This window comes from Caldimonas tepidiphila (assembly GCF_003569765.1).
Lineage (GTDB): Bacteria > Pseudomonadota > Gammaproteobacteria > Burkholderiales > Burkholderiaceae_C > Caldimonas > Caldimonas tepidiphila.
Window position 1 is genome coordinate 14294 of record NZ_QXMG01000052.1, and the last position, 24486, is coordinate 38779.

General features: G+C 72.2%; 22 protein-coding genes and 1 tRNA gene. 15 read left to right on the forward strand and 8 right to left on the reverse strand.

Annotated features, from left to right (window positions below; genetic code table 11):
- Positions 1-65 precede the first annotated feature (65 nt).
- The 7 genes from D3A59_RS20075 (at position 66) to D3A59_RS20105 (ending at position 8388) form a co-directional block, all read left to right on the forward strand.
- Entirely contained in the window at positions 66-1028 is a 963-nt protein-coding gene (locus tag D3A59_RS20075; protein ID WP_119157110.1) for a LysR family transcriptional regulator, read from the forward strand.
- Complete coding sequence (gene guaD, locus D3A59_RS20080) at positions 1025-2395, forward strand: guanine deaminase (RefSeq protein WP_119157111.1); 1371 nt, start codon at positions 1025-1027, stop codon at positions 2393-2395. Before D3A59_RS20075 ends, guaD begins: the two co-directional genes overlap by 4 nt.
- A 54-nt stretch (positions 2396-2449) precedes the next feature.
- Positions 2450-3988 (forward strand): ABC transporter ATP-binding protein, encoded by a 1539-nt coding sequence (locus tag D3A59_RS20085; RefSeq protein WP_119157112.1) that lies wholly within the window; start codon positions 2450-2452, stop codon positions 3986-3988.
- Positions 3975-5099, forward strand: coding sequence for an ABC transporter permease (locus D3A59_RS20090; RefSeq protein WP_119157113.1), 1125 nt, complete (start codon positions 3975-3977; stop codon positions 5097-5099). The genes D3A59_RS20085 and D3A59_RS20090 overlap by 14 nt, the downstream gene beginning before the upstream one ends.
- Positions 5099-6019, forward strand: coding sequence for an ABC transporter permease (locus tag D3A59_RS20095; RefSeq protein ID WP_119157114.1), 921 nt, complete (start codon positions 5099-5101; stop codon positions 6017-6019). The genes D3A59_RS20090 and D3A59_RS20095 overlap by 1 nt, the downstream gene beginning before the upstream one ends.
- A gap of 65 nt (positions 6020-6084) precedes the next feature.
- Positions 6085-7248, forward strand: coding sequence for a BMP family ABC transporter substrate-binding protein (locus D3A59_RS20100; RefSeq protein ID WP_119157115.1), 1164 nt, complete (start codon positions 6085-6087; stop codon positions 7246-7248).
- Positions 7249-7389: 141 nt separating this feature from the next.
- Positions 7390-8388, forward strand: a complete 999-nt coding sequence (locus D3A59_RS20105) for an aromatic ring-hydroxylating oxygenase subunit alpha (RefSeq protein WP_119157116.1) — start codon at positions 7390-7392, stop codon at positions 8386-8388.
- Between the two features lie 13 nt (positions 8389-8401).
- Here D3A59_RS20105 and D3A59_RS20110 read toward each other — a convergent pair whose 3' ends face one another.
- On the reverse strand, positions 8402-9562 hold the full coding sequence (locus tag D3A59_RS20110) for a 2Fe-2S iron-sulfur cluster-binding protein (protein WP_119157117.1): 1161 nt from the start codon (positions 9560-9562) through the stop codon (positions 8402-8404).
- 191 nt (positions 9563-9753) lie between these two features.
- On the opposite strand from D3A59_RS20110, the gene D3A59_RS20115 reads away from it, so the two are divergent.
- On the forward strand, positions 9754-10812 hold the full coding sequence (locus D3A59_RS20115) for an adenosine deaminase (RefSeq protein ID WP_119157118.1): 1059 nt from the start codon (positions 9754-9756) through the stop codon (positions 10810-10812).
- Between the two features lie 110 nt (positions 10813-10922).
- On the opposite strand, the gene D3A59_RS20120 is transcribed toward D3A59_RS20115, so the two are convergent.
- The 5 genes from D3A59_RS20120 to D3A59_RS20140 all read right to left on the reverse strand — a co-directional run bounded on the left by D3A59_RS20120 (position 10923) and on the right by D3A59_RS20140 (position 14652).
- Positions 10923-11492, reverse strand: a complete 570-nt coding sequence (locus D3A59_RS20120) for a GTP-binding protein (protein WP_119157119.1) — start codon at positions 11490-11492, stop codon at positions 10923-10925.
- Between the two features lie 13 nt (positions 11493-11505).
- Positions 11506-11967, reverse strand: a complete 462-nt coding sequence (locus tag D3A59_RS25525; protein ID WP_157991603.1) for a hypothetical protein — start codon at positions 11965-11967, stop codon at positions 11506-11508.
- Between the two features lie 275 nt (positions 11968-12242).
- Positions 12243-12809 (reverse strand): GTP-binding protein, encoded by a 567-nt coding sequence (locus D3A59_RS20130; protein WP_119157120.1) that lies wholly within the window; start codon positions 12807-12809, stop codon positions 12243-12245.
- Between the two features lie 14 nt (positions 12810-12823).
- The gene (locus D3A59_RS20135; RefSeq protein WP_119157121.1) at positions 12824-13147 is read right to left on the reverse strand and encodes a hypothetical protein; all 324 of its coding nucleotides are present in this window, start codon (positions 13145-13147) and stop codon (positions 12824-12826) included.
- Positions 13148-13791: 644 nt separating this feature from the next.
- Positions 13792-14652: a DODA-type extradiol aromatic ring-opening family dioxygenase gene (locus tag D3A59_RS20140; RefSeq protein ID WP_119157122.1), complete on the reverse strand. Its 861-nt coding sequence runs from the start codon at positions 14650-14652 to the stop codon at positions 13792-13794.
- A gap of 172 nt (positions 14653-14824) precedes the next feature.
- Between D3A59_RS20140 and D3A59_RS20145 the strand changes: the two genes are divergently transcribed.
- The 3 genes from D3A59_RS20145 to D3A59_RS20155 all read left to right on the forward strand — a co-directional run bounded on the left by D3A59_RS20145 (position 14825) and on the right by D3A59_RS20155 (position 19287).
- Entirely contained in the window at positions 14825-17359 is a 2535-nt protein-coding gene (locus tag D3A59_RS20145; protein WP_119157123.1) for an ABC transporter permease, read from the forward strand.
- Between the two features lie 171 nt (positions 17360-17530).
- Positions 17531-18880 (forward strand): M48 family metalloprotease, encoded by a 1350-nt coding sequence (locus D3A59_RS20150; RefSeq protein WP_119157124.1) that lies wholly within the window; start codon positions 17531-17533, stop codon positions 18878-18880.
- Complete coding sequence (locus D3A59_RS20155; RefSeq protein WP_240636142.1) at positions 18877-19287, forward strand: group II truncated hemoglobin; 411 nt, start codon at positions 18877-18879, stop codon at positions 19285-19287. The genes D3A59_RS20150 and D3A59_RS20155 overlap by 4 nt, the downstream gene beginning before the upstream one ends.
- A gap of 48 nt (positions 19288-19335) precedes the next feature.
- Here the strand turns inward: D3A59_RS20155 and D3A59_RS20160 are convergent, their stop codons facing one another.
- Positions 19336-19959 carry a Smr/MutS family protein gene (locus D3A59_RS20160; protein WP_119157126.1) on the reverse strand — a complete coding sequence of 208 codons (624 nt, stop codon included), beginning with the start codon at positions 19957-19959 and terminating at the stop codon, positions 19336-19338.
- A gap of 29 nt (positions 19960-19988) precedes the next feature.
- On the reverse strand, positions 19989-20663 hold the full coding sequence (gene radC / locus D3A59_RS20165) for a RadC family protein (RefSeq protein ID WP_119157127.1): 675 nt from the start codon (positions 20661-20663) through the stop codon (positions 19989-19991).
- 77 nt (positions 20664-20740) lie between these two features.
- Between radC and D3A59_RS20170 the strand changes: the two genes are divergently transcribed.
- The 4 genes from D3A59_RS20170 (at position 20741) to D3A59_RS20185 (ending at position 23735) form a co-directional block, all read left to right on the forward strand.
- On the forward strand, positions 20741-21184 hold the full coding sequence (locus D3A59_RS20170) for an FKBP-type peptidyl-prolyl cis-trans isomerase (protein ID WP_119157128.1): 444 nt from the start codon (positions 20741-20743) through the stop codon (positions 21182-21184).
- Positions 21184-22149: a 4-hydroxy-3-methylbut-2-enyl diphosphate reductase gene (gene ispH / locus D3A59_RS20175; RefSeq protein WP_119157129.1), complete on the forward strand. Its 966-nt coding sequence runs from the start codon at positions 21184-21186 to the stop codon at positions 22147-22149. The genes D3A59_RS20170 and ispH overlap by 1 nt, the downstream gene beginning before the upstream one ends.
- 102 nt (positions 22150-22251) lie before the next feature.
- Entirely contained in the window at positions 22252-23556 is a 1305-nt protein-coding gene (gene serS, locus D3A59_RS20180; RefSeq protein ID WP_119157130.1) for a serine--tRNA ligase, read from the forward strand.
- An 88-nt stretch (positions 23557-23644) separates the two neighbouring features.
- Positions 23645-23735: transfer RNA gene (locus D3A59_RS20185), tRNA-Ser, on the forward strand.
- Positions 23736-24486 lie beyond the last annotated feature (751 nt).

Genomic DNA, 24486 nt, shown 5'->3' on the forward strand with positions numbered 1-24486 from the left:
GACCTTACACCCGGGGCCGGCCCGCCGTATACGAGAATGCGAATGATGGATATGGGGGTGGGCATATGACGGCGCAGGCCGAATTCGGGAAGATCGAGCTACACCTCGTCCGGGTCCTCCACACCTTGATCACCGAACGCAGCGTCTCGCGCGCGGCCCTGAAGCTCAACGCCACGCAGCCGGCGCTCAGCGCGCAGCTGCGCCGGCTGCGCGAGCTCACCGGCGACGTGCTGCTGGTGCGCTCGGGCAACGGCATGGTGCCCACGCCGCTGGCGCTGGACCTGCTGGAGCCCGCGGGGGCGCTGCTGCGCGAGGCCGACCGCCTGTTCGGCGCGCCGGGGCGCAGCCGCGCCTTCGAGCCGGCGGCGAGCGACCGTACCTTCCGCATCGCGGCCAGCGACTACCTCGACCCGCTGTTCCTGCCGCGGCTCGTCGCCGACGTGAAGCGCGCCGCGCCTGCGGTGCGGCTTGACATCGAGCCGCTGACCGCGCAGTTCGACGTGCGGCGCAGCCTCGCGTCGGGCGAAGTGGACCTCGTGATCGGCAACTGGCTCGAGCCGCCGGAGGAGCTGCACCTCGGGCGGCTGCTCACCGACGAGGTGGTCTGCCTCGTCGCCGCGGACCACCCGGCGGTGCGCGCGCCGCGGCAGTGGACGGTGGAGCGCTACCTCGCCTGCGAGCATGTCGCGCCGATGCCGCTGCACAGCGGCGCGGCCGCGCGTGGCGTGATCGACGCGCACCTCGCCTCGCTGGGGCTCGAACGCCGCGTCACGGTGCGCAGCGCGCACTTCGGCCAGATCCCGCAGATGGTGGCCGCGAGCCTGCTGGTGCTGACCACCGGGCGCCAGTTCTGCCAGCGCTACCTCGATGCGCTGCCGCTGCGCGTGGTGCGCTGCCCGGTGGCCTTCCCGCCGATGAACTACTACCAGCTCTGGCACGACCGCACGCACGCGTCGGCGGCGCACCGCTGGTTCCGCGAGCAGGTGCGCGAGGTCGCGCGCCGGCTCGCGCAACGGAGAACGACATGAATCAGGACACTCCTGCCGGCCCCGCGCCGCGGCGCCTCGCGGTCCGAGGCGACCTGCTCGATTTCACCGCCGACCCGGGCTGGGCGGTCGAGCCGGGTGCCGCGGCGCGCTTCCGCCCCGACCACTGGCTGCTGGTCGAGGACGGCCGCGTGGTCGGCGCCGAGCCGACGGACGCGGCGCTCGACGCATCCTGGCTGCGCGTCGACGAGCGCGGGCGCCTCGTGATGCCGGGCTTCATCGACACGCACGTGCACGCGCCGCAGCTCGACGTGATCGCGAGCTTCGGCACCGAGCTGCTCGAGTGGCTCGAGACCTACACCTTCCCCGCCGAGGGGCTCTACGCCGACGCGGGCGAGGCGGTGCGCGGCTCGGCGCTGTTCCTCGACTCGCTGCTCGCCTCGGGCACCACCTCGGCGCTGGTCTTCCCCACGGTGCACAAGGTCTCGGCCGAGGCGCTGTTCGAGGCCGCCGAGGCGCGCGGCATGCGGCTGCTCGCCGGCAAGGTGCTGATGGACCGCCATGCGCCCGAGGGCCTGAGGGACGACGTCGCGCAGGCCGAGGCCGACTGCGTGGACCTGATCGAGCGTTTTCATGGCCGCGCGCGCCTGTCCTATGCCGTCACGCCGCGCTTCGCCGCCACCTCCACGCGCGAGCAGCTCGCGATGGCGGGGCGGCTGTGCGCGTCCTACCCCGGCGTCTACATGCAGACCCACGTCGCGGAGAACCGCGCCGAGGTGCGCTGGATGGCCGAGCTTTTCCCGGAAGCGCGCAGCTACCTCGACATCTACGCGCGCCACGGGCTCGTGACCGACCGCTCGGTGTTCGCGCACGGCATCTGGCTCGACGACGCCGACCGCGCGGTGCTGCGCGAGGCGGGCGCCTCGATCGCCTTCTGCCCGTCGAGCAACATGTTCATCGGCTCGGGCCTGTTCGACTGGCTGCAGGCTGAAGCGCAGGGCGTGCGCGTGAACGTCGGCACGGACGTCGGCGGCGGCACCGGGCTGTCGATGCTGCGCACGCTCGCCGACGGCTACAAGGTGCAGGCGCTGGTGCCGACGCTGGTGGACGGCGCGACTGATCGCAAGCTCACCGCGTGGAAGGGGCTGTACGCCGCCACGCGCGGCGCGGCCGAGCAATTGCACCTGTCGCGGGAAATCGGCAGTTTCGACGCCGGTACACTCGCGGACTTTGTCGTCTGGGACTGGGCGATGGGGCCGGTCGCGACGCGCCGCCTGGAGGTGGCGCGCGGCTTGCATGAACGTCTGTTCGCGTGGATGACGCTCGGCGACGAGCGCAACGTGGCGTCGGCCTGGGTGGCCGGCGTCGAGCGCTACCGCCGCCCGCCGCTGGCCCGCGAGGCCGGCTGAAGCCGCGCCCGCTCCCCCGACAACGGCCCCCGACCCGCAACCGGGATCCTTTCCATGCTGCGACTCGAACTCATTCATATCAGCAAGCAGTACCCGGCGGTCCGGGCGAACGACCGCGTGTCGCTGAAGGTCGCGCCCGGCGAGATCCACGCCGTGCTGGGCGAGAACGGCGCCGGCAAGTCCACGCTGATGAAGATCATCTACGGCGCGGTCCGCCCCGACGAGGGCGAGATCCGCTGGAACGGCCAGCCGGTGGCGGTGCGCAACCCGCAGGAGGCGCGCGCTCTAGGCATCAGCATGGTGTTCCAGCACTTCTCGCTGTTCGACACGCTGACCGCGGCCGAGAACGTCTGGCTCGGCCTCGACAAGTCGATGAGCCTCGCCGAGGTCACCGAGCGCATCCGCGCGGTCTCGGGCGAGTACGGCCTCGACGTCGACCCGCTGCGCCCGGTGCACACGCTCAGCGTCGGCGAGCGCCAGCGCGTCGAGATCGTGCGCGCGCTGCTGACCGACCCGCAGCTGCTGATCCTCGACGAGCCGACCTCGGTGCTGACGCCGCAGGCGGTCGAGAAGCTCTTCGTCACGCTGCGCCGGCTGTCGGACAAGGGCTGCTCCATCCTCTACATCAGCCACAAGCTCGACGAGATCCGCGCGCTCTGCCACCACTGCACTGTGCTCAGGGGCGGGCGCGTCACCGGCGAGGTCGACCCGACCCGGGAGACCAACGCCAGCCTGTCGCGGCTGATGATCGGCGCGGAGCCGCCGCAGCTGCGCCACAAGGCCTCGGCACCGGGCGCGGTGGCGCTCGAGGTGGCCGGGCTGACGCTGCCGCGCCAGTCGCCCTTCGGCATGTCGCTGGAGGGCGTGCGCGTGCAGGTGCGCGAGGGCGAGATCGTCGGCGTCGCCGGCGTCTCGGGCAACGGCCAGCAGGAGCTGATGGCCGCGCTGTCGGGCGAGGACCGCCGCGCGGCCCCGGGCAGCGTGCGGCTCTTCGGCCAGGACATCGCGCGCTGGTCGCCGCGCCACCGCCGCAAGGCCGGCCTGCACTTCGTGCCCGAGGAGCGGCTCGGCCGCGGCGCGGTGCCGACGCTGTCGCTGGCGCAGAACACGCTGCTCACGCGCACCGAGGCGGTGTCGCGCGGCGGCTGGATCCGCACCGGCGAAGTGCGGCGCCTGGCCGAGAACCTGATCGCGCGCTTCAACGTCAAGGCGGGCGGCCCGGACGCTGCCGCCAAGAGCCTGTCGGGCGGCAACCTGCAGAAGTTCCTCGTCGGCCGCGAGATCGAGGTCCGACCGAAGGTGCTGATCGTCGCGCAGCCGACCTGGGGCGTGGACGTGGGCGCGGCGGCGCAGATCCGCGCCGAGCTGCTCGCGCTGCGCGACGCGGGCTGCGCGCTGCTGGTGGTCAGCGAGGAACTGGACGAACTGTTCGAGATCAGCGACCGGCTGGTCGTGATCGCGAAGGGAAGACTGTCGCCCGTCGTGCCGGCGGCCGAGGCCACGGTGGAACAGATCGGCGCGTGGATGAGCGGGCTGTGGCCCGCCGCCGACGCCGGCGGGGCGAGCACGGAGAAGATGCATGCTCAAGCTTGAGGCGCGGCCGCAGCCGTCGCGCGCGATGTCGATGGCCTCGCCGCTGATCGCGCTGGCGATCACGGTGCTGATCGGCGTCGTGCTGTTCATGGTGCTCGGCAAGGACCCGCTGCGCGGCCTGCAGATGTTCTTCTGGGAGCCGGTGAAGAGCGCCTACGCCTGGTCGGAGCTGGCCGTGAAGGCCACGCCGCTGGTGCTGATCGCGCTCGGCCTCGCGGTGTGCTTCCGCTCCAACGTCTGGAACATCGGCGCCGAGGGCCAGTACATCCTCGGCGCGATCTTCGCCGGCGGCGTCGCGATGCAGGCCACGCCCGAGACCGGGCGCTGGATCGTCGTCGCGGTGCTCGCTGCCGGCATGCTCGGCGGCCTGCTGTGGGCCGGCATCGTCGCGCTGCTGCGAGACCGCTTCAACGCCAACGAGATCCTCGTGAGCCTGATGCTGGTGTATGTCGCCGACATGCTGCTCGCCTACCTCGTCTACGGGCCCTGGAAGGACCCGGGCGGCTTCAACTTCCCGCAGACGATCAGCTTTCTGAAGTCGACACAGGTGCCGCGCCTGCTGCCGGGCTTTCGCGTCAACATCGGCGTGCTGATCGCGCTCGCGGCCGTGGCGGCCTTCTGGCTGTTCATGTTCCGCACCTATGCCGGCTTCCAGCTGCAGGTCGGCGGCCTCGCGCCCGCGGCGGCGCGCTACGCCGGCTTCTCGTCGCGCAGCGCGCTGTGGACGGCGCTGCTGCTGTCGGGCGCGATGGCCGGCCTCGCGGGCGGCCTGGAGGCGGCCGGACCGCTCGGCCAGCTCACCCCGCACGTCTCGGCCGGCTACGGCTTCGCCGCGATCATCGTCGCCTTCGTCGGCCGGCTGCACCCGGTCGGCATCGTGCTGTCGGGCATATTGATGAGCATGTTCTACATCGGCGGCGAGCTCGCGCAGTCGCGCCTCGGCCTGCCCAAGTCGATCACCGGCGTGTTCCAGGGCCTGCTGCTGTTCTCGCTGCTGGCCTGCGACACGCTGATCCACTACCGGCTGCGCTGGGCGCGCGTGCCGTCCACCCCGGCCACCCGGCCCGCCGCCGCCGTCGCGGCGGACGCCCGACCCACGGAGACCCGCTGATGGAGAGCTTCGCCCTGCTCATCGCCGCGACGCTCAACGCCGGCACCGTGCTCGCGATCGCCGCGCTCGGACTGCTGATCAACGAGCGCTCGGGCATCGTCAACCTCGGCGCCGAGGGCATGATGCTCGTCGCCGCGGTCGCCGGCTTCGCCACCGCCGTGCACACCGGCAGCGACCTGCTGGCCTTCGCGGCCGGCGCGGGCGCGGGCGCGCTGCTCGCCGCGCTCTTCGGCGCGCTGGTGATCTGGCTCAACACCAACCAGTACGCCTCGGGCCTGGCGCTGAGCCTCTTCGGCGCGGGCTTCTCGGCCTTCGTCGGCATCCGCTACACCCAGGAGAAGCTCTCGGCGCGGCCGCACTTCGAGATTCCCTTCCTCGCCGACATCCCGCTGCTCGGGCCGGCGCTGTTCCGCCACCATCCGATGGTCTACCTCGCGATCGCGCTGACGGCGGGCCTCGCCTGGTTCCTCTACCGCTCGCGCGCCGGCCTCGTGCTGCGCGCGGTGGGCGAGTCGCCCGAGTCGGCGCATGCGCTGGGCTATCCCGTCAGGCGCATCCGGCTCGCCGCGGTGGCGGTCGGCGGCGCGCTGTGCGGCCTGGCCGGCGCCTACCTGTCGGTGGTCTACACCCCGCTGTGGGTCGAGGGCATGGTCGCGGGCAAGGGCTGGATCGCGCTGGCGCTCACGACCTTCGCCACCTGGCGGCCGGCGCGCGTGCTGCTCGGCGCCTACCTGTTCGGCGGCGTGACGATGCTGCAGTTCCACCTGCAGGGGCAGGGCGTGGACATCCCGAGCCAGTGGCTGACGATGCTGCCCTACCTCGCGACCATCGTCGTGCTGGTGCTGATCTCGCGCAACCCGACCTGGATCCGCGTCAACATGCCGGCCTCGCTGGGCAAGCCCTTCTTCCCCGGCTCCTGAGCGCCGCGCGCAGCCCCCATAGATAATTCGCGTTTCCCCCCACTCATCGATTCACTGGAGTTGCCATGTCCCATGTCTCCAAGCGCTCGCTGCTGAAGCTGGCCGGCTGGTCCTCGCTGGCTGCCGCCGCGGCCCTGGTCGGCTGCGGCAAGAAGGAGGAGGCGGCGCCCGCCGCTGCCACGACCGAAGCCCCGGCGTCGGCTGCGGCTGCAGCCAAGCCCGAGCCGCTCAAGATCGCCTTCGCCTACGTCGGCCCGGTGGGCGACGCGGGCTGGACCTTCGCGCACGACAACGCGCGCAAGGAGGTCGAGAAGGAGTACGGCGACCGCGTGCAGACGAGCTTCGTCGAGAGCGTGCCCGAAGGCCCGGACGCCGAGCGCGTGATCCGCGACCTGGTCGGCCAGGGCAACAAGATGATCTTCGGCACCACCTTCGGCTACATGGACTACATGCTGAAGGTCGCCGCCGACAACCCGGAGGTGAAGTTCGAGCACGCCACCGGCTACAAGACGGCCGAGAACCTGCGCACCTACGACGCCCGCACCTACGAGGGCGCGTACATGGCGGGCGTGATCGCCGGCAAGATGACCAAGTCCAACGTGCTCGGCGTGGTGGGCTCGGTGCCGATCCCCGAGGTGATCCGCAACATCAACTCGTTCACGCTCGGCGCGCAGAGCGTCAACCCGAAGGTCACCACCAAGGTGGTCTGGGTCAACAAGTGGTTCGATCCGCCGAAGGAAGGCGAGGGCGCGCAGTCGCTGCTGAACGCCGGCGCCGACGTGCTGTTCCAGAACACCGACTCGTCGGCCGTGCTGCAGACCGCCGAGAAGGCCGGCAAGCTCGCCTTCGGCTGGGACTCCGACATGAGCCACTTCGGCCCGAACGCGCACCTGGGCTCGGCGATCATCAACTGGGCGCCGTACTACAAGAAGGCCGTCGGCGACGTGCTCGAGGGCAACTGGAAGACCGGCTCCACCTGGTGGGGCGTCAAGGAGAACACGATCGACCTCGTGAAGATCTCCGACAAGGTGCCGGCCGAGACGCGCGAGCAGGTCGACAAGATCAAGGCCGGCCTCAAGGACGGCAGCTTCGCGATCTGGAAGGGCCCGATCGCCGCGCAGGACGGCAAGGTGGTGCTGAAGGAAGGCGAGGTCGCCGACGACAAGTTCCTGCACGCCATCAACTACTACGTGAAGGGCGTCGAGGGCAAGGTGCCTGCGGGCAAGTGACGGGATGGCGGGCGCCCCGGGCCGCGAGGCCCCCGGGCGCCGGCTTCCGGCAGGCCGCCGCGGCGCGATCGATGCGCCCGGCGGCCTTCTTCTTTTCAGGCGCACGCGCCGGCGCAGTGCGGCGTGACGGAGACTGACGCGATGATCGAGAACCGGCTCTGGCATCCGGTGGCCGCCGAGGCCGACCTGGGCGACGCGCCGCTGGCGGTGACGCTGCTCGGCGAGGACCTGGTGCTGTGGCGCGACGAGGAGGGCGGCGTGCAGGCCTTCGCCGACCGCTGCCCGCACCGCGGCGCGCGGCTGTCGCTCGGCAAGGTGGTGCGCGTCGACGGCGAGGCGCGGCTCGAGTGCCCCTACCACGGCTGGCAGTTCGGCGCGGGCGGCGGCTGCCGCCGCATCCCGGCGGTGCCGGCCTTCAGCCCGCCGGCCTCGCACGCGGCGACGCGCCATGCGGTCGTGGCGGCCCATGGGCTCCTGTGGGTGCGGCCCGAGGCCGAAGGGGAGGGGCTGCCGGTGGCGCCGCCCGCCTTCGAGGCCGAGCCCGACGCGCGGCTGCGCAAGCTGCTGTGCGGCCCCTACGACGTGGAGACGAGCGCGCCGCGCATCGTCGAGAACTTTCTCGACATGGCGCACTTCAGCTTCGTGCACGAGGACTGGCTCGGCGAGCGCGGGCATGCGGAGCTGCCCGCCTACCAGGTGGCGACCGGCGCCGACGGCCTGCGCGTGACGAACTGCCAGGCCTGGCAGCCGCAAAGCAACCGCCTGTCCACCGCCGGCTCCTGGGTCGCCTACGACTACGCGGTGCCGCACCCCTTCATGGCGGTGCTGAGCAAGGCGCCCGAGCGGCAGGCCGGCTACCGCGAGTCGATCGCGCTCTTCGTCTGCCCGCAGCAGCCCGAGCGCAGCCGCGTCTGGTTCCGGCTCGCGGTGCCGGACTTCGCATCGAGCGACGCGGAGCTGCGCGCCTTCCAGCACACCATCTTCGCGCAGGACCGCCCGGTGCTCGAGTCGCAGCGCCCGAAGCGCCTGCCGGTCGGGCGCGACGCGCCGGCGACCGAGGTGCACAGCGCCGCCGACCGCAGCTCGGCGGCCTACCGGCGCTGGCTGCGCGAGCTGGACGTGAGCTTCGGCGTGTGCTGAAGGCGGCGGCCGCTCAGGCCGCGGCCGTCTCGTCGGCGCCGGAGCGCACCGCCGGCGCGCACTGCGGGCAGCTGATCTTGCCCAGGCGCACGTGGTAGAGCACCTCGGTGCCCTCGGGCACCTCGCCGCCGCAGTGGTCGCACATCGAGCCCGAGGTGAGCACCTCGCTGGCGTAGCCGTGCAGCGGGAACTCGATGCCGTCCATCACCTTGGGCCAGGCGGCGGACTTCACCATGTCGCGCCGCCAGTGCTCCTCGAAGCGCGTCCAGCGCGCGATCTGCGCCGGTCGCAGGCCGTGCTTCTCGAGCGTGCGCACCATCAGCGCCTGGCGGTAGTCGAACAGCTCGTCGGAGATCACCATCCAGTGGTGCGCGTTGCGCGGCCGCTCGCCGAAGTAGACCTTCTCGCCGGTCATCATCAGCTGCAGGAAGGAGTACTGCTTGCCGATCGCGCGGTCGATCGTCACGCCCTCGAAGAAGGACGCGAGGCGCTCGTCGGCATAGACCTGCGCGTAGAAGTCCTCCAGCACGCGGCGCACGGTGCGGCCCTCGTCGAGCTCGTGCCACAGCGCCGGGTCGGGCGCGGGCGGCTCGAGCTCGGCGCCGGCCGCCGCCGCGCCGGACTCCACCGGGCCCCAGACCTCGAACTCCTGGCCGAAGGGCAGCTCCTCGCGCAGCCAGGCGAGCGGCGGCTCCCCGCCGGGGCAGTGCAGCACCGCCTCGATCTGCCAGTCCTCCATCGGGTCGCTCGTCAGCAGCAGCACCGGGTCGAGCCCGTCGCCGCTGACCAGGCGCAGGTGCTGCCCCGGGCGGTAGGCGAGCGTGCGCATCGGCTCGAAGCGCAGCCGCAGGAAGGGCGTGCCGCGGCCCTCGACCGCGGTCAGCACGCAGGTGGTGCGCAGGTCGCTCGCGCGCGGCGCCTCCAGCGCGAGCGAGCGCTGCGGCCGGCACTGGCAGGCCAGCAGGTAGCCCAGCTCCTTGAGCCCCTGCGGCAGGCCGCGCTGCGCGGCCGCCGGCACCTCGCCCTCGCCACAGCGCAGCATGCAGGCGTGGCAGACGCCTCCGCGGCACGAGAAGGCCACGTCGATGCCGCTGCGCAGCAGCGCGTCGAGCACCGTCTCCTGCGGCCGCATCTCGACCTCCCGCCCTTGCAGGCTCACGGTGACCGGGCTCATGCGCGCCTCCCGGGTTCGGCTTGCGGGTGCTCGGGCGTCGGGGCAGGGGGCTTCATAAGCATCGTGAAATATCTGGTTACGAAAGCGTCTGCGGGATTAAACCACCTTCCCCCGCGCCGCGGGAAGGACTCCGGCATGCTTGTCGCCTGGAACCGACCGGTTCCCGTTTCGCAGACCCAGGAGAACATCCGATGACGACGCCGCCCTTCGATCCCGCCCGCATTCCGCGCGAGGCGCTGCCCGCGCTGGTGCAGGCCTGCCCCAAGGCGGAGCTGCACATCCACATCGAGGGCTCGCTGGAGCCGGAGCTGATCTTCGCGCTCGCGCAGCGCAACGGCGTGAGCCTGCCCTACGCGAGTGTCGAGGCGCTGCGCGCGGCCTACGCCTTCACCGACCTGCAGAGCTTCCTCGACATCTACTACGCCGGCGCGAGCGTGCTGCTGCACGAGCGCGACTTCGAGGACATGGCCTGGGCCTACCTGCAGCGTGCGCATGCGGACCACGTCGCGCATGCCGAGATCTTCTTCGACCCGCAGACGCACACCGCGCGCGGCGTGGACATCGGCGTGGTGTTCCGCGGCCTGGGCGCGGCCTGCGAGCGCGCGCGGCGCGAGCTGGGCCTGTCCACCGCGCTGATCCTGTGCTTCCTGCGCCACCTGAGCGAGGAGGACGCGTTCGCGACGCTCGAGCAGGCGCTGCCGTATCGCGAGCACTTCATCGGCATCGGGCTCGACTCGAGCGAGCGCGGCCACCCGCCGGAGAAGTTCGCGCGCGTCTTCGCCCGCTGCCGCGAGCTGGGGCTGCGCCTCGTCGCCCATGCCGGCGAGGAGGGGCCGCCGGCCTACATCGAGAGCGCGCTCGACGTGCTGCGGGTCGAGCGCATCGACCACGGCGTGCGCTGCCTGGAGGATGCGGCGCTGGTGAGGAGGCTCGCGCGCGATCGCGTGCCGCTGACCGTCTGCCCGCTGTCGAACGTGAAGCTGTGCGTCTACCCGCAGATGGCGCAGCACCGGCTCGTCGAGCTGCTCGACGCGGGCCTGTGCGCCACCGTCAATTCCGACGACCCGGCCTACTTCGGCGGCTACGTGAACCGGAACTTCCTCGAGATCTTCGCCACGCTGCCGCTCGACGCCGGGCATGCCTGGCAGCTGATGCGCAACAGCTTCGAGGCGAGCTTCATCGACGAGGCGGCGCGCGCGCGTCATCTCGCCGCGGTCGACGACTGCTTCCGGCGCTTCGCGGCGGCTTGAGGGCGGGGCGGCTCGCAAGCGGCGGCCCGGGGCTCATTGGTGCACCCTCGCGCTGTGCGCGGTCCCGCCAAGCGGGACTTCGCGCGTCTTGGGGCGGCCCGGCGACGCGCTCATGCCGCCCGCGGCGCGAAGCGCTCCTCCATCTCCATCATCGCCGCCAGCGTCATCAGCACCGTCTTCACGTCCTCGCGGCGGCGCGCGTCCATGCCGAGCACCGGGATGCAGCGCTGCTGCGACCAGCGCGGGTGGCTGCCGAGATAGTCGCGGTAGATGTCGAGCGGGCGCTCGCGCCGGCAGTCGACATGGGTGACGCCGATCACGAGCGGCTGCAGCCACCGGCCCATGCGGCGGTGCAGCGCGTCCAGGTAGTGCTCCAGGTCCGCCAGCGGGTCGGCGCGGCCGTGGTCGACCAGCAGCACCACGCCGCGCGACTGCTCGAGCAGGATGTCCCACATGAAGTCGAAGCGGTCCTGGCCCGGCGCGCCGTAGAGCCGGATCTTGCTGCGGGCGTCGAGGCGGATCACGCCCAGGTCCATCGCGATGGTGGTGTGCTCCTTGAGCCGGGCCGTCTCGTCCGTGGCCCGCGCCTCGGTGTCCACCACCTCGATGTCGCTCGCGCTGCGCACCGCGCGCGTCTTGCCCGCGCCGACCGGGCCGATGAACAGGATGCTGCACTCCATGGCCGCGCTCCCTTCAGCAGCAGGCAGTGAGGTGGCGCCACAACCGGCCCGCCAGCGTGTCGCTGCACCGGCGCTGCGGCGGCGGGCTTTCCCCGGCGGCGAGCGGGACGTCCTCCGGCAGCGCCGCCCCCTGCTCCAGGGGCCGCACGTGGCCGAGGCGGCGCAGCGCCGCCAGCAGCGTCAGCGTCTCGTCGTCGGGCAGGTCCAGCACCCGCGCCACCAGCAGCCCGGCCGTGCGCTTGCGCCACAGCAGCGCGCAGACGGGCACGAGCCGGCGGTTGAGTTGCGGCGGCAACTCGGTGAGATTCGGCCACGACACCAGCTCCAGCAGCTGCACCGCCAGGCGCTCCCGCCCGGGCTCCTGCCGGGCCTGCTCCAGGGCGAGCTGCCACTGCAGCGGCAGCGGCTCGGGGGCGCGGGCGTGCTGCGGGGCCGGGGGCGCCGCGGGCGGGGAAATGACGAGCAGGGTTTCCATGTGGACTCTCCCAAGATGTCGCATGCCGGTTTGGCCCCGGACGCCCTTGCGGAAAGGCGCGCTTGCGGCTTCCAGGAGGACGGTCGCTCACATCGCTTGTGCCTGCTGCGGCTCGGGGTTGATTCCGACTGTGCTGGACGGATGTGTCAAAAAGATGTATTTGAATGTTTCGTTTCCGCCTTGCCCGCCCCCGGCCTGATCCGCCGCGCTCCTCGTCCTGCCTGCTTCGCCTTGCACTGCGCCTCCCGGCCGCAGTCCCGCCGCACCGCCCCTTCTCAGGCGGGCCTCGGGAATCTCTCCCGCATCTCCAGCATCGACACCAGCGTCAGCAGCAGCATCTTCATGTCCTGCCGGTCGCGCGCGTCCGCCTCCAGGACCGGAAGGCGGCAGGCGCCGTCCCACCGGGCCCGGCGCTCCAGATAACGGCGGTAGGGCCTCAGCGATCGCTGCGGGCACAGATCGACATGGGTGACGCCGAGCACGAGCGGGCAAGGCCGCTCCCCCATGCGGGCCTGGAGTTGCTCCAGGTAGTGCTCGAGGTCCGACAGCGGGTCCTCGCGGCTGTGGTCGATCAGCAGGATCACCCCCTCGGACTGATCGAGCAGGATGTCCCACATGAAGTCGAAGCGGTCCTGGCCCGGCGCACCGTAGAGCCGGATCCTGTCCCGGCCGTCGAGTCCGATGACGCCCATGTCCATCGCCACCGTCGTGTGGCGCTTGAGCTGCGTGGTGTCGTCGGTGGCCTCGGCGTCGGTGTCGACGACCTCGATGTCGCTCAGCGTGCGCACCGCCTCGGTCTTGCCGGCACCGACCGGCCCGAGGAAAAGAATGCTCCTCTCCATGGTTCGCCTCCTTTTCAGTGCACGGTGACCAGCCAGCGGCGGAACTTGCCGAGCAGCGACTGGTCGGGCAGCGGGGGCGGCAGCGCCGGCTCCTCGCGGCGGCCGCCGGCGTCGCCGCCGGGAAGCGGGACGCCCGCGGCCTCGACGTGGCCGAGCGCCAGCAGCACCTGCAGCAGCACCGCCACCTCCCCGGCAGGCAGGTCGAGCACCCGGGGGATCAGGGCGCCGGCGGTCCGCTTGTGCCACAGCAGCCCGCAGATCCGCGCCGCGGGCACGGCGAGCTCCTGCGGCAGCCGCGTCAGGTTGGGCCAGGACACGAGGCCGAACAGCCGGCTCATCAGCCCGGCCTCTGCGCAAGGGAGCTGCCGCGCTTCGGCGACCGCTTCCAGCCAGCGGGACGCGGCCTCCGGGTTCCCGGACGCGAGGGGCGGCCTCGGGAAGGGATTGCGCGAGAGGAGGATTTCCGGGGCACGGGCGGGAAAGGGCATTCGGGAGGCATCGCTAGTGTTCATGGGAAGGGCACGGGGGAACCGTCGAGACAGGGGACATGTATCCGCCGGGCAGCCGGGAAATCTCGGGAGCCGTTGCGGCGTTGCCGGGGGAATTCGTTCCGGGAACCCGCACAGCGGCTGCCGCTGCGGTGCTTCTCCTTGAACAACAGGGAGTGCTGACAATCTACACATCCTCTCACACCCAGTAACGCCGGCTCCCCCTTTTGAGGGGGCGGGGCAGACCCGATGCGAGGCGGGCGGCCTGCTGTGCGGGGTGCCGCAGGCATCAAGGTCTTCGCAAGCGGGCTGCACGAGGCCCCGCTGCCCGCGCAACCGTGCAGCCGCGCATGCTGGGGCTCCACGGCGGGTTCGATCCGCCGCGTGATCGCCGCCGGCCGCTTCCATCGCTTCTCGGGTCGGCGGGTCCAGCATCAGGGCCGCCTGCGCCCGCAGCGCGGCACCCAGAGCGAGGCCCTGCCTCGCCGCCCCGCTCAGGCGGCGCCCGCGTCCAGCGCCCGCGCCAGCCGCCCCGACTCCGGGCCGAAGGCGTAGGCGTCCATGCCGAGCACGCCGTAGGTGACGCTCTCGTGCAGCCGCAGCGGCGCCGGCTCCAGCCCGCCCGCGCCTGCCGCGACATAGAAGGGCAGCAGGTGCTCGTCGGTGGGGTGCATGAAGGCGGCGTGCGGCGCGCGGCGGCGGTAGTCGAACAGCGCCTCCCGGTCGGACGCGGCGGCGCGCTCGTGCATCCAGGCGCGGAAGGCCGCGCTCTCGGGGCGCTCGGGCAGGTCCACCCGGCGCCCGCCCTCGGCGACGAGGCGCAGGTTGTGCGTGATGCTGCCGGTGGCGAGCACCAGCACGCCCTCCTCGCGCAGCGGCGCGAGGCAGCGCCCGAGCTCGAACAGCTGCGCCGGCGTCATGAAGGGCACCAGCGCCAGCGGCAGCACCGGCACGTCGGCCTGCGGCCACAGGTAGCGCAGCGGCACCCAGATGCCGTGGTCGAGCCCGCCCGCCGCGTCGTCGCGCAGCACCTCGATGCCGGCGTTGCCGAGCCGCCGCTGCACCGCGTCGGCGAGCGCGGGCGAGCCCGGCGCGTCGTAGCGCATGCGGTGCAGCGCGGCGTCGAAGCCGCCGAAGTCGTGCACGGCCTCGTGGCGCGGCGCGGCGAGCAGCACCGGCCGCCGTGCCGCGGTGTGCGGCGAGATCGCCAGGATCGCGCGCGGGCGGCCGAAGGCGGCGTCGATCGCGGGCCCGAGCCGCTGCATGAAGGCGCCGGCCGCGCCGGGCTCGAGCGCGATCATCGGCGAGCCGTGCGACAGGAAGAGGGCCGGCAGGGGGGAGGCGGGGGTGTCCATGCGTCCGATTACAGCACCGCCGCCCCGGCATGAGGTTCACGCGGATTGAAGCGAGGATTCAGTCCGATTGCGACCCTGCCGGCGCCGCGTCCCCAAGCCCCTCGCGCCTCGCCGCGCGGGCGGCTGCGCGATGATGCGGGCTCGATTCCCCCACGTGCCCATCCTCCCGCCGATGCCGACCCTCCACACGCTGCGCCTCGCCTGGCGCCAGACCCTCCGCGACTTCCGCGCCGGCGAGCTGCGCCTGCTGCTCGTCGCGGTGATGCTGGCCGTCGCCTCGCTCACGGCCGTCGGCTTCTTCGCCGACCGGCTCAAGAACGGCCTCGCGCGCGACGCGGCGCAGCTGCTCGGCGGCGACGCGGTGGTGGCGGCCGACCAGCCGCCGCCGCCGCAGCTCGCCGAGCAGGCCGCGGCGCTGGGGCTGCGCAGCACCCGCACCGCGGTGTTCCCGAGCATGGCGCGCGCGCCGGACGACAAGGGCGGCGCGACGCGGCTGGTGGCGGTCAAGGCGGTGGCCGAGGGCTACCCGCTGCGCGGCACCTTGTCGGTGGTGCGCGCACCGGGCGCCGCCGAGGAGCGCGTCGCGCACGGGCCCGCCCCCGGCAGCGTCTGGGCCGACGCCGCGGTGCTCGACGCGCTCGGGCTCGCGATCGGCGACGCGCTGCTGCTCGGCGACGCGTCGCTGCGCATCGCCGCCACGATCGCGCTCGAGCCGGACCGGGGCGCCGGCTTCATGAGTTTCTCGCCGCGCGTGATGCTGAACGAGGCCGACCTCGCCGCGACCGGGCTGATCCAGCCGGCGAGCCGCGTCACCTGGCGCCTCGCGGTCGCCGCGCCGCCGGGCCGCGAGGCGGCGGTGCCGCGCTTCGTCGCCGACACCGAGGCGGCGATCGCGCGCGAGGGCTGGCGCGGCCTGCGGGTGGAGTCGCTCGAGAGCGGGCGGCCCGAGATGCGCCAGACGCTCGACCGCGCCGAGAAGTTCCTCAACCTCGTCGCGCTGCTCGCCGCGCTGCTCGCGGCGGTCGCGGTCGGCATCGCGTCGCGCGACTTCGCGAGCCGCCACCTCGACGACTGCGCGATGCTGCGCGTGCTCGGCCAGCCGCAGCGCACCATCGCCTGGAGCTACGCGATCGAGTTCGCCTTCGTCGGGCTGCTTGCCAGCGCGCTCGGCGTCGCGCTCGGCTTCGCGGTGCACCATGTCTTCGTCGCGCTGCTCGCGGGCCTGGTGGAGACCGCGCTGCCGCCGGCCGGGGCGGGGCCGGCGCTGTTCGGCTTCGGCGTGGGCCTGACGCTGCTGTTCGGCTTCGGGCTGCCGCCGGTGCTGCAGCTCGCGCGAGTGCCGCCGCTGCGGGTGATCCGCCGCGACGTCGGCGCCTTGAAGCCCGCCTCGCTCGCGGTGCTGGCCGCCGGCGCATGCGGCTTCGCCGCGCTGCTGCTCGCGGCGTCCTCGGACCTGAAGCTCGGCGCGATCGCGGTGGGCGGCTTCGCAGGCGCGGTGGCGCTGTTCGCGCTGCTGTCCTGGCTCGCGGTGCTGCTGCTGCGTCGCGCGGTGCCCGAGTCGCGCGCACCGCGCTGGCTGGTGCTCGCCACGCGCCAGGTCGCCGCGCGCCCGGGCTTCGCGGTGCTGCAGGTGGCGAGCCTCGCGGTGGGCCTGCTCGCGCTGGTGCTGCTGGTGCTGCTGCGCACCGACCTGATCGCGAGCTGGCGCGGCGCGACGCCGCCCGACGCGCCCGACCGCTTCGTCATCAACATCCAGCCCGACCAGGCACAGGACTTCCAGCGGCAGCTGCGCGAGTCGGGCGTGCGGCAGTACGACTGGTACCCGATGATCCGCGGCCGCCTCATCGCGATCAACGGCGAGCCGGTGCGCGGGGACCGCTTCGCCGGCGACCGCGCGCAGCGCCTCGTCGAGCGCGAGTTCAATCTCAGCCATGGCGCCTCGCCGCCCTCGCACAACGAGCTCGTGGCCGGCCGCTGGGACGACGCGGCGCCCGACGGCCTGAGCGTCGAGCAGGGGCTGGCCGAGACGCTCGGCCTGAATCTCGGCGACCGGCTGAGCTTCGAGATCGCCGGGCAGGCCCACGAGGGCCGCATCACCAGCCTGCGCAAGGTGGACTGGGCCTCGATGCGGGTCAACTTCTTCGTGATGTTCGCGCGCGAGACGATGGACGAGGACGTGCCCGTCACCTACATTGCCGCCTTCCGCGCGCCGCCGCAGCGCGGCTTCGACGCGGCGCTGGCGCGCAGCTTCCCGAACGTCACGACGGTGGACGTCTCGGCCTCGCTCGCGCAGGTGCAGCGCGTGCTCGACCAGGTGATCCGCGCGGTCGAGTTCCTGTTCGGCTTCACGCTCGCCGCGGGCCTGGTGGTGCTGTTCGCGGCGGTGACGGCCACGCGCGAGCAGCGCGCGCGCGAGTTCGCGATCATGCGCGCGATGGGCGCGGGCAGCGTGCTGCTGGCGCGCGTGCAGCGCGCCGAGCTGCTCGGCGTCGGCGCGCTCGCCGGCACGCTCGCCTCGCTGGCGGCGGTGGCGGTGGGTTGGGCGCTGGCGCGCTACGCCTTCGATTTCCAGTGGAGCGCCTCGCCCTGGGTGCCGCTGGCCGGCGCGGTGGCGGGGGCGCTGCTGGCGCTCGCCGCGGGCTGGTGGGGCCTGCGCGAGGTGCTGCGCCGCCCGGTGGTGCAGACGCTGCGCCGCGCCGCGGAGTGAGCGGGCGCGCCCCGGAGCGCGCGGGCGTGGCGCATGCCGGGGCAGGCCGCGGTCGGCCGGCGGCGTCGCCGCAGCAAGGGCCGGTGGCCGGGGGTGGCGGTCGGGCAAGCGGGACGGCCTATTCCCCTGCTGCCTACAATGCCTTTTTTCGCCGCTGCCCGTTCCCGACCGATGAGCCTTCCCGCCGAACTCGCCCTCCGCCTGCGGCGCAACCGAATCTCGCGCCGCGACGCGATGTGGCTCTTCGGCGCCGGCACCACGGTGCTGGCGGCGCCGCTGCTGCAGGGCTGCGCGTCCTCGCCGGTGACGGGTCGCACCATCGTCGTCGGCATGAGCGAGGACGAGGAGCGGCGCGTCGACGCGCAGCAGGCGCCGCACCAGTTCTCGCAGGACCTGGGGCCGGTGCAGGACGCGCAGCTCAACGACTACGTCGGCGAGGTCGGCCGCCGGCTGCAGGCGCAGGTGCAGCGGCCGCAGCTGCCGTATTCCTGGCGCGTGCTCAACGCCAACTACGTCAACGCCTACACCTTCCCGGCCGGCGCGGTCGGCGTGACGCGCGGCATCGTGACCGAGCTGCACAACGAGGCGCAGCTCGCGGCGCTGCTCGGGCACGAACTCGGCCACGTCAACGCCCGCCACGCCGCGCAGCGCCAGGGCAAGGCGCTGATCGCCCAGTCGGCGCTGCTCGGGCTGCAGCTGGCCTCCGGCGACTCGGGGTGGGCGCCGTTGATCGGGCTCGGCGGCCAGATCGGCGCGAGCGCGCTGCTCGCGAACTACTCGCGCCAGGACGAGCGCGAGGCCGACGCGCTCGGGCAGGACTACCTGGTGCGCGCCGGCTACCCGGCCGGCGGCATGACCGCGCTGCACCAGACGCTGGTCGACCACGAGCGGCTGCAGCCCTCGCTGCTCGAGACGATGTTCTCCAGCCACCCGATGAGCACCGAGCGGCGCGACGCGGCGCGCTGGCGCGCCGAGGGCGACTACGCCGCGAGCGCGCGGCTGTCGCCGCAGCGCGAGCGCTTCATGGACCGCACCGCCTCGCTGCGGCGCCTGCGCCCGACGATCGAAGCCTGCAAGCTCGGCGAGACCGCGATGGCGCGCAAGGCGCCGCAGGCGGCGCAGTCGCACTTCGCCAACGCGCTGCGCTTGACCCCGCAGGACTACGCGGCCAACCTGCGTATGGCACAGTGCTTGCAGGCGCAGGGCCGCACCCACGAGGCGCAGCGCTACGCCGAGGCGGCGCGCAGCGTCTATCCGCAGGAGGCGCAGGCGCACAAGCTCGCCGCGGTGCTGAGCCTCTCGCAGCGCGAGCCGGCTCGCGCCCACGCGCTGCTGGACCACTACGACCGCCTGCTGCCCGGCGATGCGGGCGTGGTCTTCCTGAAAGGCGTGACGCTCGAGGGCATGGGCCGGCGGCACCAGGCGGCGCAGCACTACGAGGCATTTCTGCGGCAGGGCTCCGAGGGGGCCGCCGCACGGTTTTCAGCCGCGAGGCTGAAGGAATGGGGTTATCTGAGATGAACGCCGACGACACGACCGTCACCGAGTCCACCACGGCCTTCGACCTGATCGGGGGCGAGGCGCAGGTGCGAGCGCTCGTGGACCGCTTCTACGACCTGATGGAGCTGGAGCCCGCCTGGGCGGAGCTGCGCGCGATGCACCCGACGCCGCTCGACGGCTCGCGCGACAAGCTGTTCTGGTTCCTGTGCGGCTGGCTCGGCGGGCCGCAGCACTACATGGAGCGCTTCGGCCACCCGCGGCTGCGCGCGCGCCACCTGCCGTTCGCGATCGGCATCCGCGAGCGCGACCAGTGGCTCGCGTGCATGGAGCGCGCGATGCGGGAGGTCGAGCTCGACGCGGCGCTGGTCGAGCGGTTGCGCGCCGCCTTCTTCAACACCGCCGACTGGATGCGCAACAAGGGCGGCTGAGGCCCGGCTCCGCTGCCTGCGCCGCCCGCTGCCGCGCCATGCGGCCTCTCACGCGGCGCGCCGGGGCGCACCGGGCGGCGCGAGCAGCACCACCAGCGCGCCGGCGCCGCCCTCGGAAGCGCGCGCCTGAACGAAGGCCAGCACCTCGTTCTTCTGCACCAGCCAGGTCCGCACCTTGGCCTTGAGCACCGGCTCGCGGCCGGGCGAGCCGTTGCCCTTGCCGTGCACGACGCGCACGCAGCGCCGGCCCTGCTTGACCGATTCGCGCAGGAAGGCGCCGAGCGCCTCGCGCGCCTCGTCGCGGCGCAGGCCGTGCAGGTCGATCTGCGCCTGGATCACCCAGTCGCCGCGGCGCAGCCGCCGCGCCACCTCGGGCCCGAGCCCCGGGCGCCGGAAGGACAGCGCCTCGTCGGTCTCGAGCAGCGACTCGACGTCGAACTCGTCCGAGATCGACTCGAGCAGCACGCGCTGCTCGTCGAGCCAGCGCTGCACCGGCTCGGGCTCGGGGCGGGGCCGCTCCAGCGGCATGATGCCGGGGTCGCGGATCGGCAGCACCGCGCCGACCGTGCGCGAGAACAGCTCGCGCTCGCGCTGCGCCTTGTGCTCGGCCTCGCGCCGACGCGCCTCGTTCTCCGCCGCCTCGCGCGCCGCACGCGCGAGCGCACTGCGCATCGGACCCAGATCGGCAAGACTGCGCGCCTTCACAACAACCCCCGTTCGGCAAATGAAACCACCTCGCTGCGACCCACCACGAGGTGGTCGAGCACCCGCACATCCACGAGCGCCAGTGCGGATTTGAGCGTCTGCGTGAGGTATTCGTCGGCGCGCGACGGTTCGGCCACACCGGAGGGGTGGTTGTGCGCCAGGATCACCGCTGCGGCGTTGTAGTGCAGCGCGCACTTGAGCACCTCGCGCGGGTAGACGCTGGTCTGCGTCAGCGTGCCGCGGAACATCTCGTCCATGCGCAGCAGCCGGTTCTGCGCGTCGAGGAACAGCACCGCGAACACCTCGTGCGGGCGCGGCCCGAGCGTGAGCCGCAGGTAGTCCTTCACGCGCGTCGGCGAATCGAACACCGGCCGGTCCCGCAACTGCTGCATGAGCGCGCGGCGCGCCAGCTCCAGCACCGCGAGCAGCTCGGCGCGCTTGGCGGGCCCGAGCCCGCGGATGCCGGCCAGCGCCTCGGGCGGCGCGTGCAGCAGCCCGGCGACGCCCTCGAACTCGTCGAGCAGGTCCTGCGCCAGCCGCAGCACCGGGCGGTCCTGCAGCCCGGTGCGCAGCAGCAGCGCGAGCAGCTCCGCGTCGGCAAGCGTCTGGGCGCCCTGCGCGAGCAGCTTCTCGCGCGGCCGCAGTTCCTCCGGCAGGTTCTTGAGCGTCATGGCCTTCTCGGCACGCGCGATGCGGGTTGGGGCGCGCTTCTACAATCCGGGCCAGTCTACAAAACGCAGGACGCCGCGTGCCCAAAGTCCAACCCGGGTCCTTCCTGACCCTGCACTACCGCCTCTCCGCGCCCGACGGCGCCGACATCATCAACACCTTCGACGGCACGCCCGCGACGCTGTCGCTCGGCACCGGCGAGCTCGCGCCTGCGATGGAGCAGCGCCTGATCGGCCTGGAGGAGGGCAGCCGCACGAGCTTCGACATCCCGGCCGGCGAGGCCTTCGGCGAGCGCAACCCGCAACTGCTGCAGCGCGTCAAGCGCGGGCTGCTCGACGAGCTCGGCGACCCGGACGAGACCTACCACCTCGGCGACGTGGTGCAGTTCCCGACGCCCGACGGCGCCGGCAGCTACGCGGGCGTGGTGCGCGAGATCGGCGACGAGTGGGTGCTGTTCGACTTCAACCACCCGCTCGCGGGCCAGCCGGTGCGCTTCGAGGTGCAGCTGATCGGGGTGCTGTGATGGCGGCGCACGTCCATGAGGTGCTGCTGGCCGAGCCGCGCGGCTTCTGCGCCGGCGTCGACCGCGCCATCGAGATCGTCGAGCGCGCGATCCGCAAGTTCGGCGCGCCGATCTACGTGCGCCACGAGATCGTGCACAACACCTACGTCGTCAACGACCTCAAGGCCAAGGGCGCGATCTTCATTGAGGACCTCGCCGACGTGCCCGCCGGCGCGACGCTCGTCTTCAGCGCGCACGGGGTCCCGAAGGCGGTGCGCGCCGAGGCCGCGCGCCGCGGCTTCCAGGTCTTCGACGCGACCTGCCCGCTCGTCACCAAGGTCCACGTCGAGGTCGCCAAGCTGCACAAGGAAGGCTACGATTTCATCATGATCGGCCACAAGGGGCACCCCGAGGTCGAGGGCACGATGGGCCAGCTGAGCGAGGGCATCCACCTCGTCGAGGATGTTGCCGACGTCGAGCGCGTGCGGCTGCGCCAGCAGGAGCGGCTCGCGGTGGTGACGCAGACCACGCTGTCGGTCGACGACGCCGCCGAGATCCTCGCGGCCGTCAAGCGGCGCTTCCCGCAGGTGCGCGAGCCGAAGAAGCAGGACATCTGCTACGCGACGCAGAACCGCCAGGACGCGGTCAAGGTGCTCGCGCCGCAGGTGGACATCGTCATCGTCGTCGGCAGCCCGACCAGCTCCAACAGCAACCGGCTGCGCGAGCTCGCCGACCGCCTCGGCACGCCGGCCTACATGGTCGACGACCCGGCCGACCTGCAGTCCGCGTGGTTCGAGGGCCGCCCGCGCGTCGGCCTGACCGCCGGCGCCTCGGCGCCCGACATCCTCGTGCAGCAGGTGATCGAGCGGCTCAAGGCGCTCGGCGCCGCCGGCGTGCGGCGCATGCCGGGCGTCGAGGAGACGGTGCACTTCCCGCTGCCCAAGGGCCTCGGCGACCGCTCGATGGGCGAGGCCCCCGCGGCCTGAGCCCGGCCCCCCGCGTGTCCTCGCGCGGCGCCTGCGGGCGCCGCTTCGCTTTGTGGCACGCGCGTCTTCCTACAATCGCGCGATTCCCCTGAAAGACTGCCCATGCTCGACATCACCCTGCTGCGCAAAGACCTCGACGGCGTCGTCGCCCGGCTCGACCAGCGCAAGAACCCGCAACCCTTCCTCGACGTCGAGCGCTTCCGCGCGCTCGAGGGCGAGCGCAAGACGATCCAGACCCGCACCGAGGAGCTGCAGGCCAAGCGCAACAGCCTCTCCAAGCAGATCGGCATGCTCAAGGCCAAGCAGCAGGACACCTCGGCGGTGATGGCCGAGGTCGGCGGCATCGGCGACGAGCTGAAGGCCTCGGCCGAGCGGCTGGAGGTGATCCAGGCCGAGCTGTCGGCGATGCTGATGTCGGTGCCCAACCTGCCGCACGAGAGCGTGCCGGTGGGCGCGGACGAGAGCGGCAACGTCGAGCTGCGCCGCTGGGGCACCCCGAAGACCTTCGACTTCGCGCCGCGCGACCACGTCGACCTCGGCGAGGCGCTCGGCCTCGACTTCGAGACCGGCGCCCGGCTCTCGGGCGCGCGCTTCACCTTCATGAAGGGCCCGATCGCGCGGCTGCACCGCGCGCTCGCCCAGTTCATGCTCGACGTGCAGACTGGCGAGCACGGCTACACCGAGTGCTACACGCCCTACATCGTCAACCGCGAGGTGCTCGAGGGCACCGGCCAGCTGCCGAAGTTCAAGGAGGACGTGTTCTGGGTCAGCCGCGGCGGCGACGACTCGCACCCCGAGCAGTACCTGATCTCGACCTCCGAGATCTCGCTGACCAACAGCGTGCGCGAGCAGATCCTCGCCGCCGACCAGCTGCCGCTGAAGCTGACCGCGCACAGCCCCTGCTTCCGCTCCGAGGCGGGCAGCGCCGGCCGCGACACGCGCGGCATGATCCGCCAGCACCAGTTCGACAAGGTCGAGATGGTGCAGATCACGCACCCGGAGAAGAGCTACGAGGCGCTCGAGGAGATGCTCGGCCATGCCGAGGCGGTGCTGCAGAAGCTCGGCCTGCCGTACCGGGTGGTGACGCTGTGCACCGGCGACATGGGCTTCGGCGCGACCAAGACCTACGACCTCGAGGTCTGGCTGCCGGCGCAGGACACCTACCGCGAGATCAGCTCGGTGTCGAACTGCGAGGCCTTCCAGGCGCGGCGCATGCAGGCGCGCTTCCGCAACGCGCAGGGCAAGCCGGAGCTCGTGCACACGCTCAACGGCTCGGGCCTCGCGGTGGGCCGCGCGCTGGTGGCGGTGCTGGAGAACGGCCAGCGCGCCGACGGCAGCATCGAGCTGCCCGAGGTGCTGTGGCCCTACATGGGCGGCGTGAAGGTGCTGGAGCCCGCGGCGCGCTGAAAATTTTTCGTGCCGCTTGAGAAGTTCGCGAAGACTCGGCTACAATGGCAGGCTTCGCGACACAGCGAATGACCACAGCAGTACACAAGGAAAGGTGGCAGAGTGGTCGAATGCGCCGGACTCGAAATCCGGTATACAGGTTTCCTGTATCGAGGGTTCGAATCCCTCCCTTTCCGCCAGAACACTAAGCGCGACAAGCACTTAGCGATGCACAAGACGCCCGGCACCGCCGGGCGTTTTTGCTTTCCGGCTTCGGTCGGCGGCTCATGTAGCCACTGGTAAGGGGTTTCCTGCCGCGTAGTTCACCATGTAGCTACCCCCGGCCGGCTGTCGCCGTTCGGGCTCGGCGCATTGCTGCGCGCAGTGGCAACAGGCGTACTCTTGCGCTGGTTGCGGACGGGGCGCGTTTCGGGCGCCACCCTTCCGCCGGCAAGCATCGGCCTCAGAGTCCAGCGCCTCGGCGTGCCAGGACGTCGAGAAGCGCGACACCCTGCGGGATGGCGTTGTGAGACGCGGCAGCCTCGTCGGCCGTGGAACGCAGCGCCAGTCAATAACGAAAAAGCCCGGCGGGGGGCGGTCGGAAGTCTGGACGCTGCGGATTGGATACCCGCCGGTTTGCCTTCTCTGCTCAAATGTCCAGAAAAAAGCTACGGCGGCGGGGTGTGAAAGTCTGCCGGCTCAGGTGGGACACCGCTCGGTTCCCTCGCTGCGTGCAGCCGAGAAATGCGCCCTTTCTTGTCCCGGGTTAGCGGTGCGAGACGAACCGGCCGGTTTCCATGTCAGGCGCTCCAGACTTTTGGCTCCCCCTCCCATCGCCGGTCGTTTGCTGATTTGATTCGCTCCCGAAGGGGGGAAATTCTGGCGTGCGGAACTGGCTTTGTTGCACAAATGGCAGCGAGGGCGCCGGGCGGGGCGTGGCTTGACAGCGCC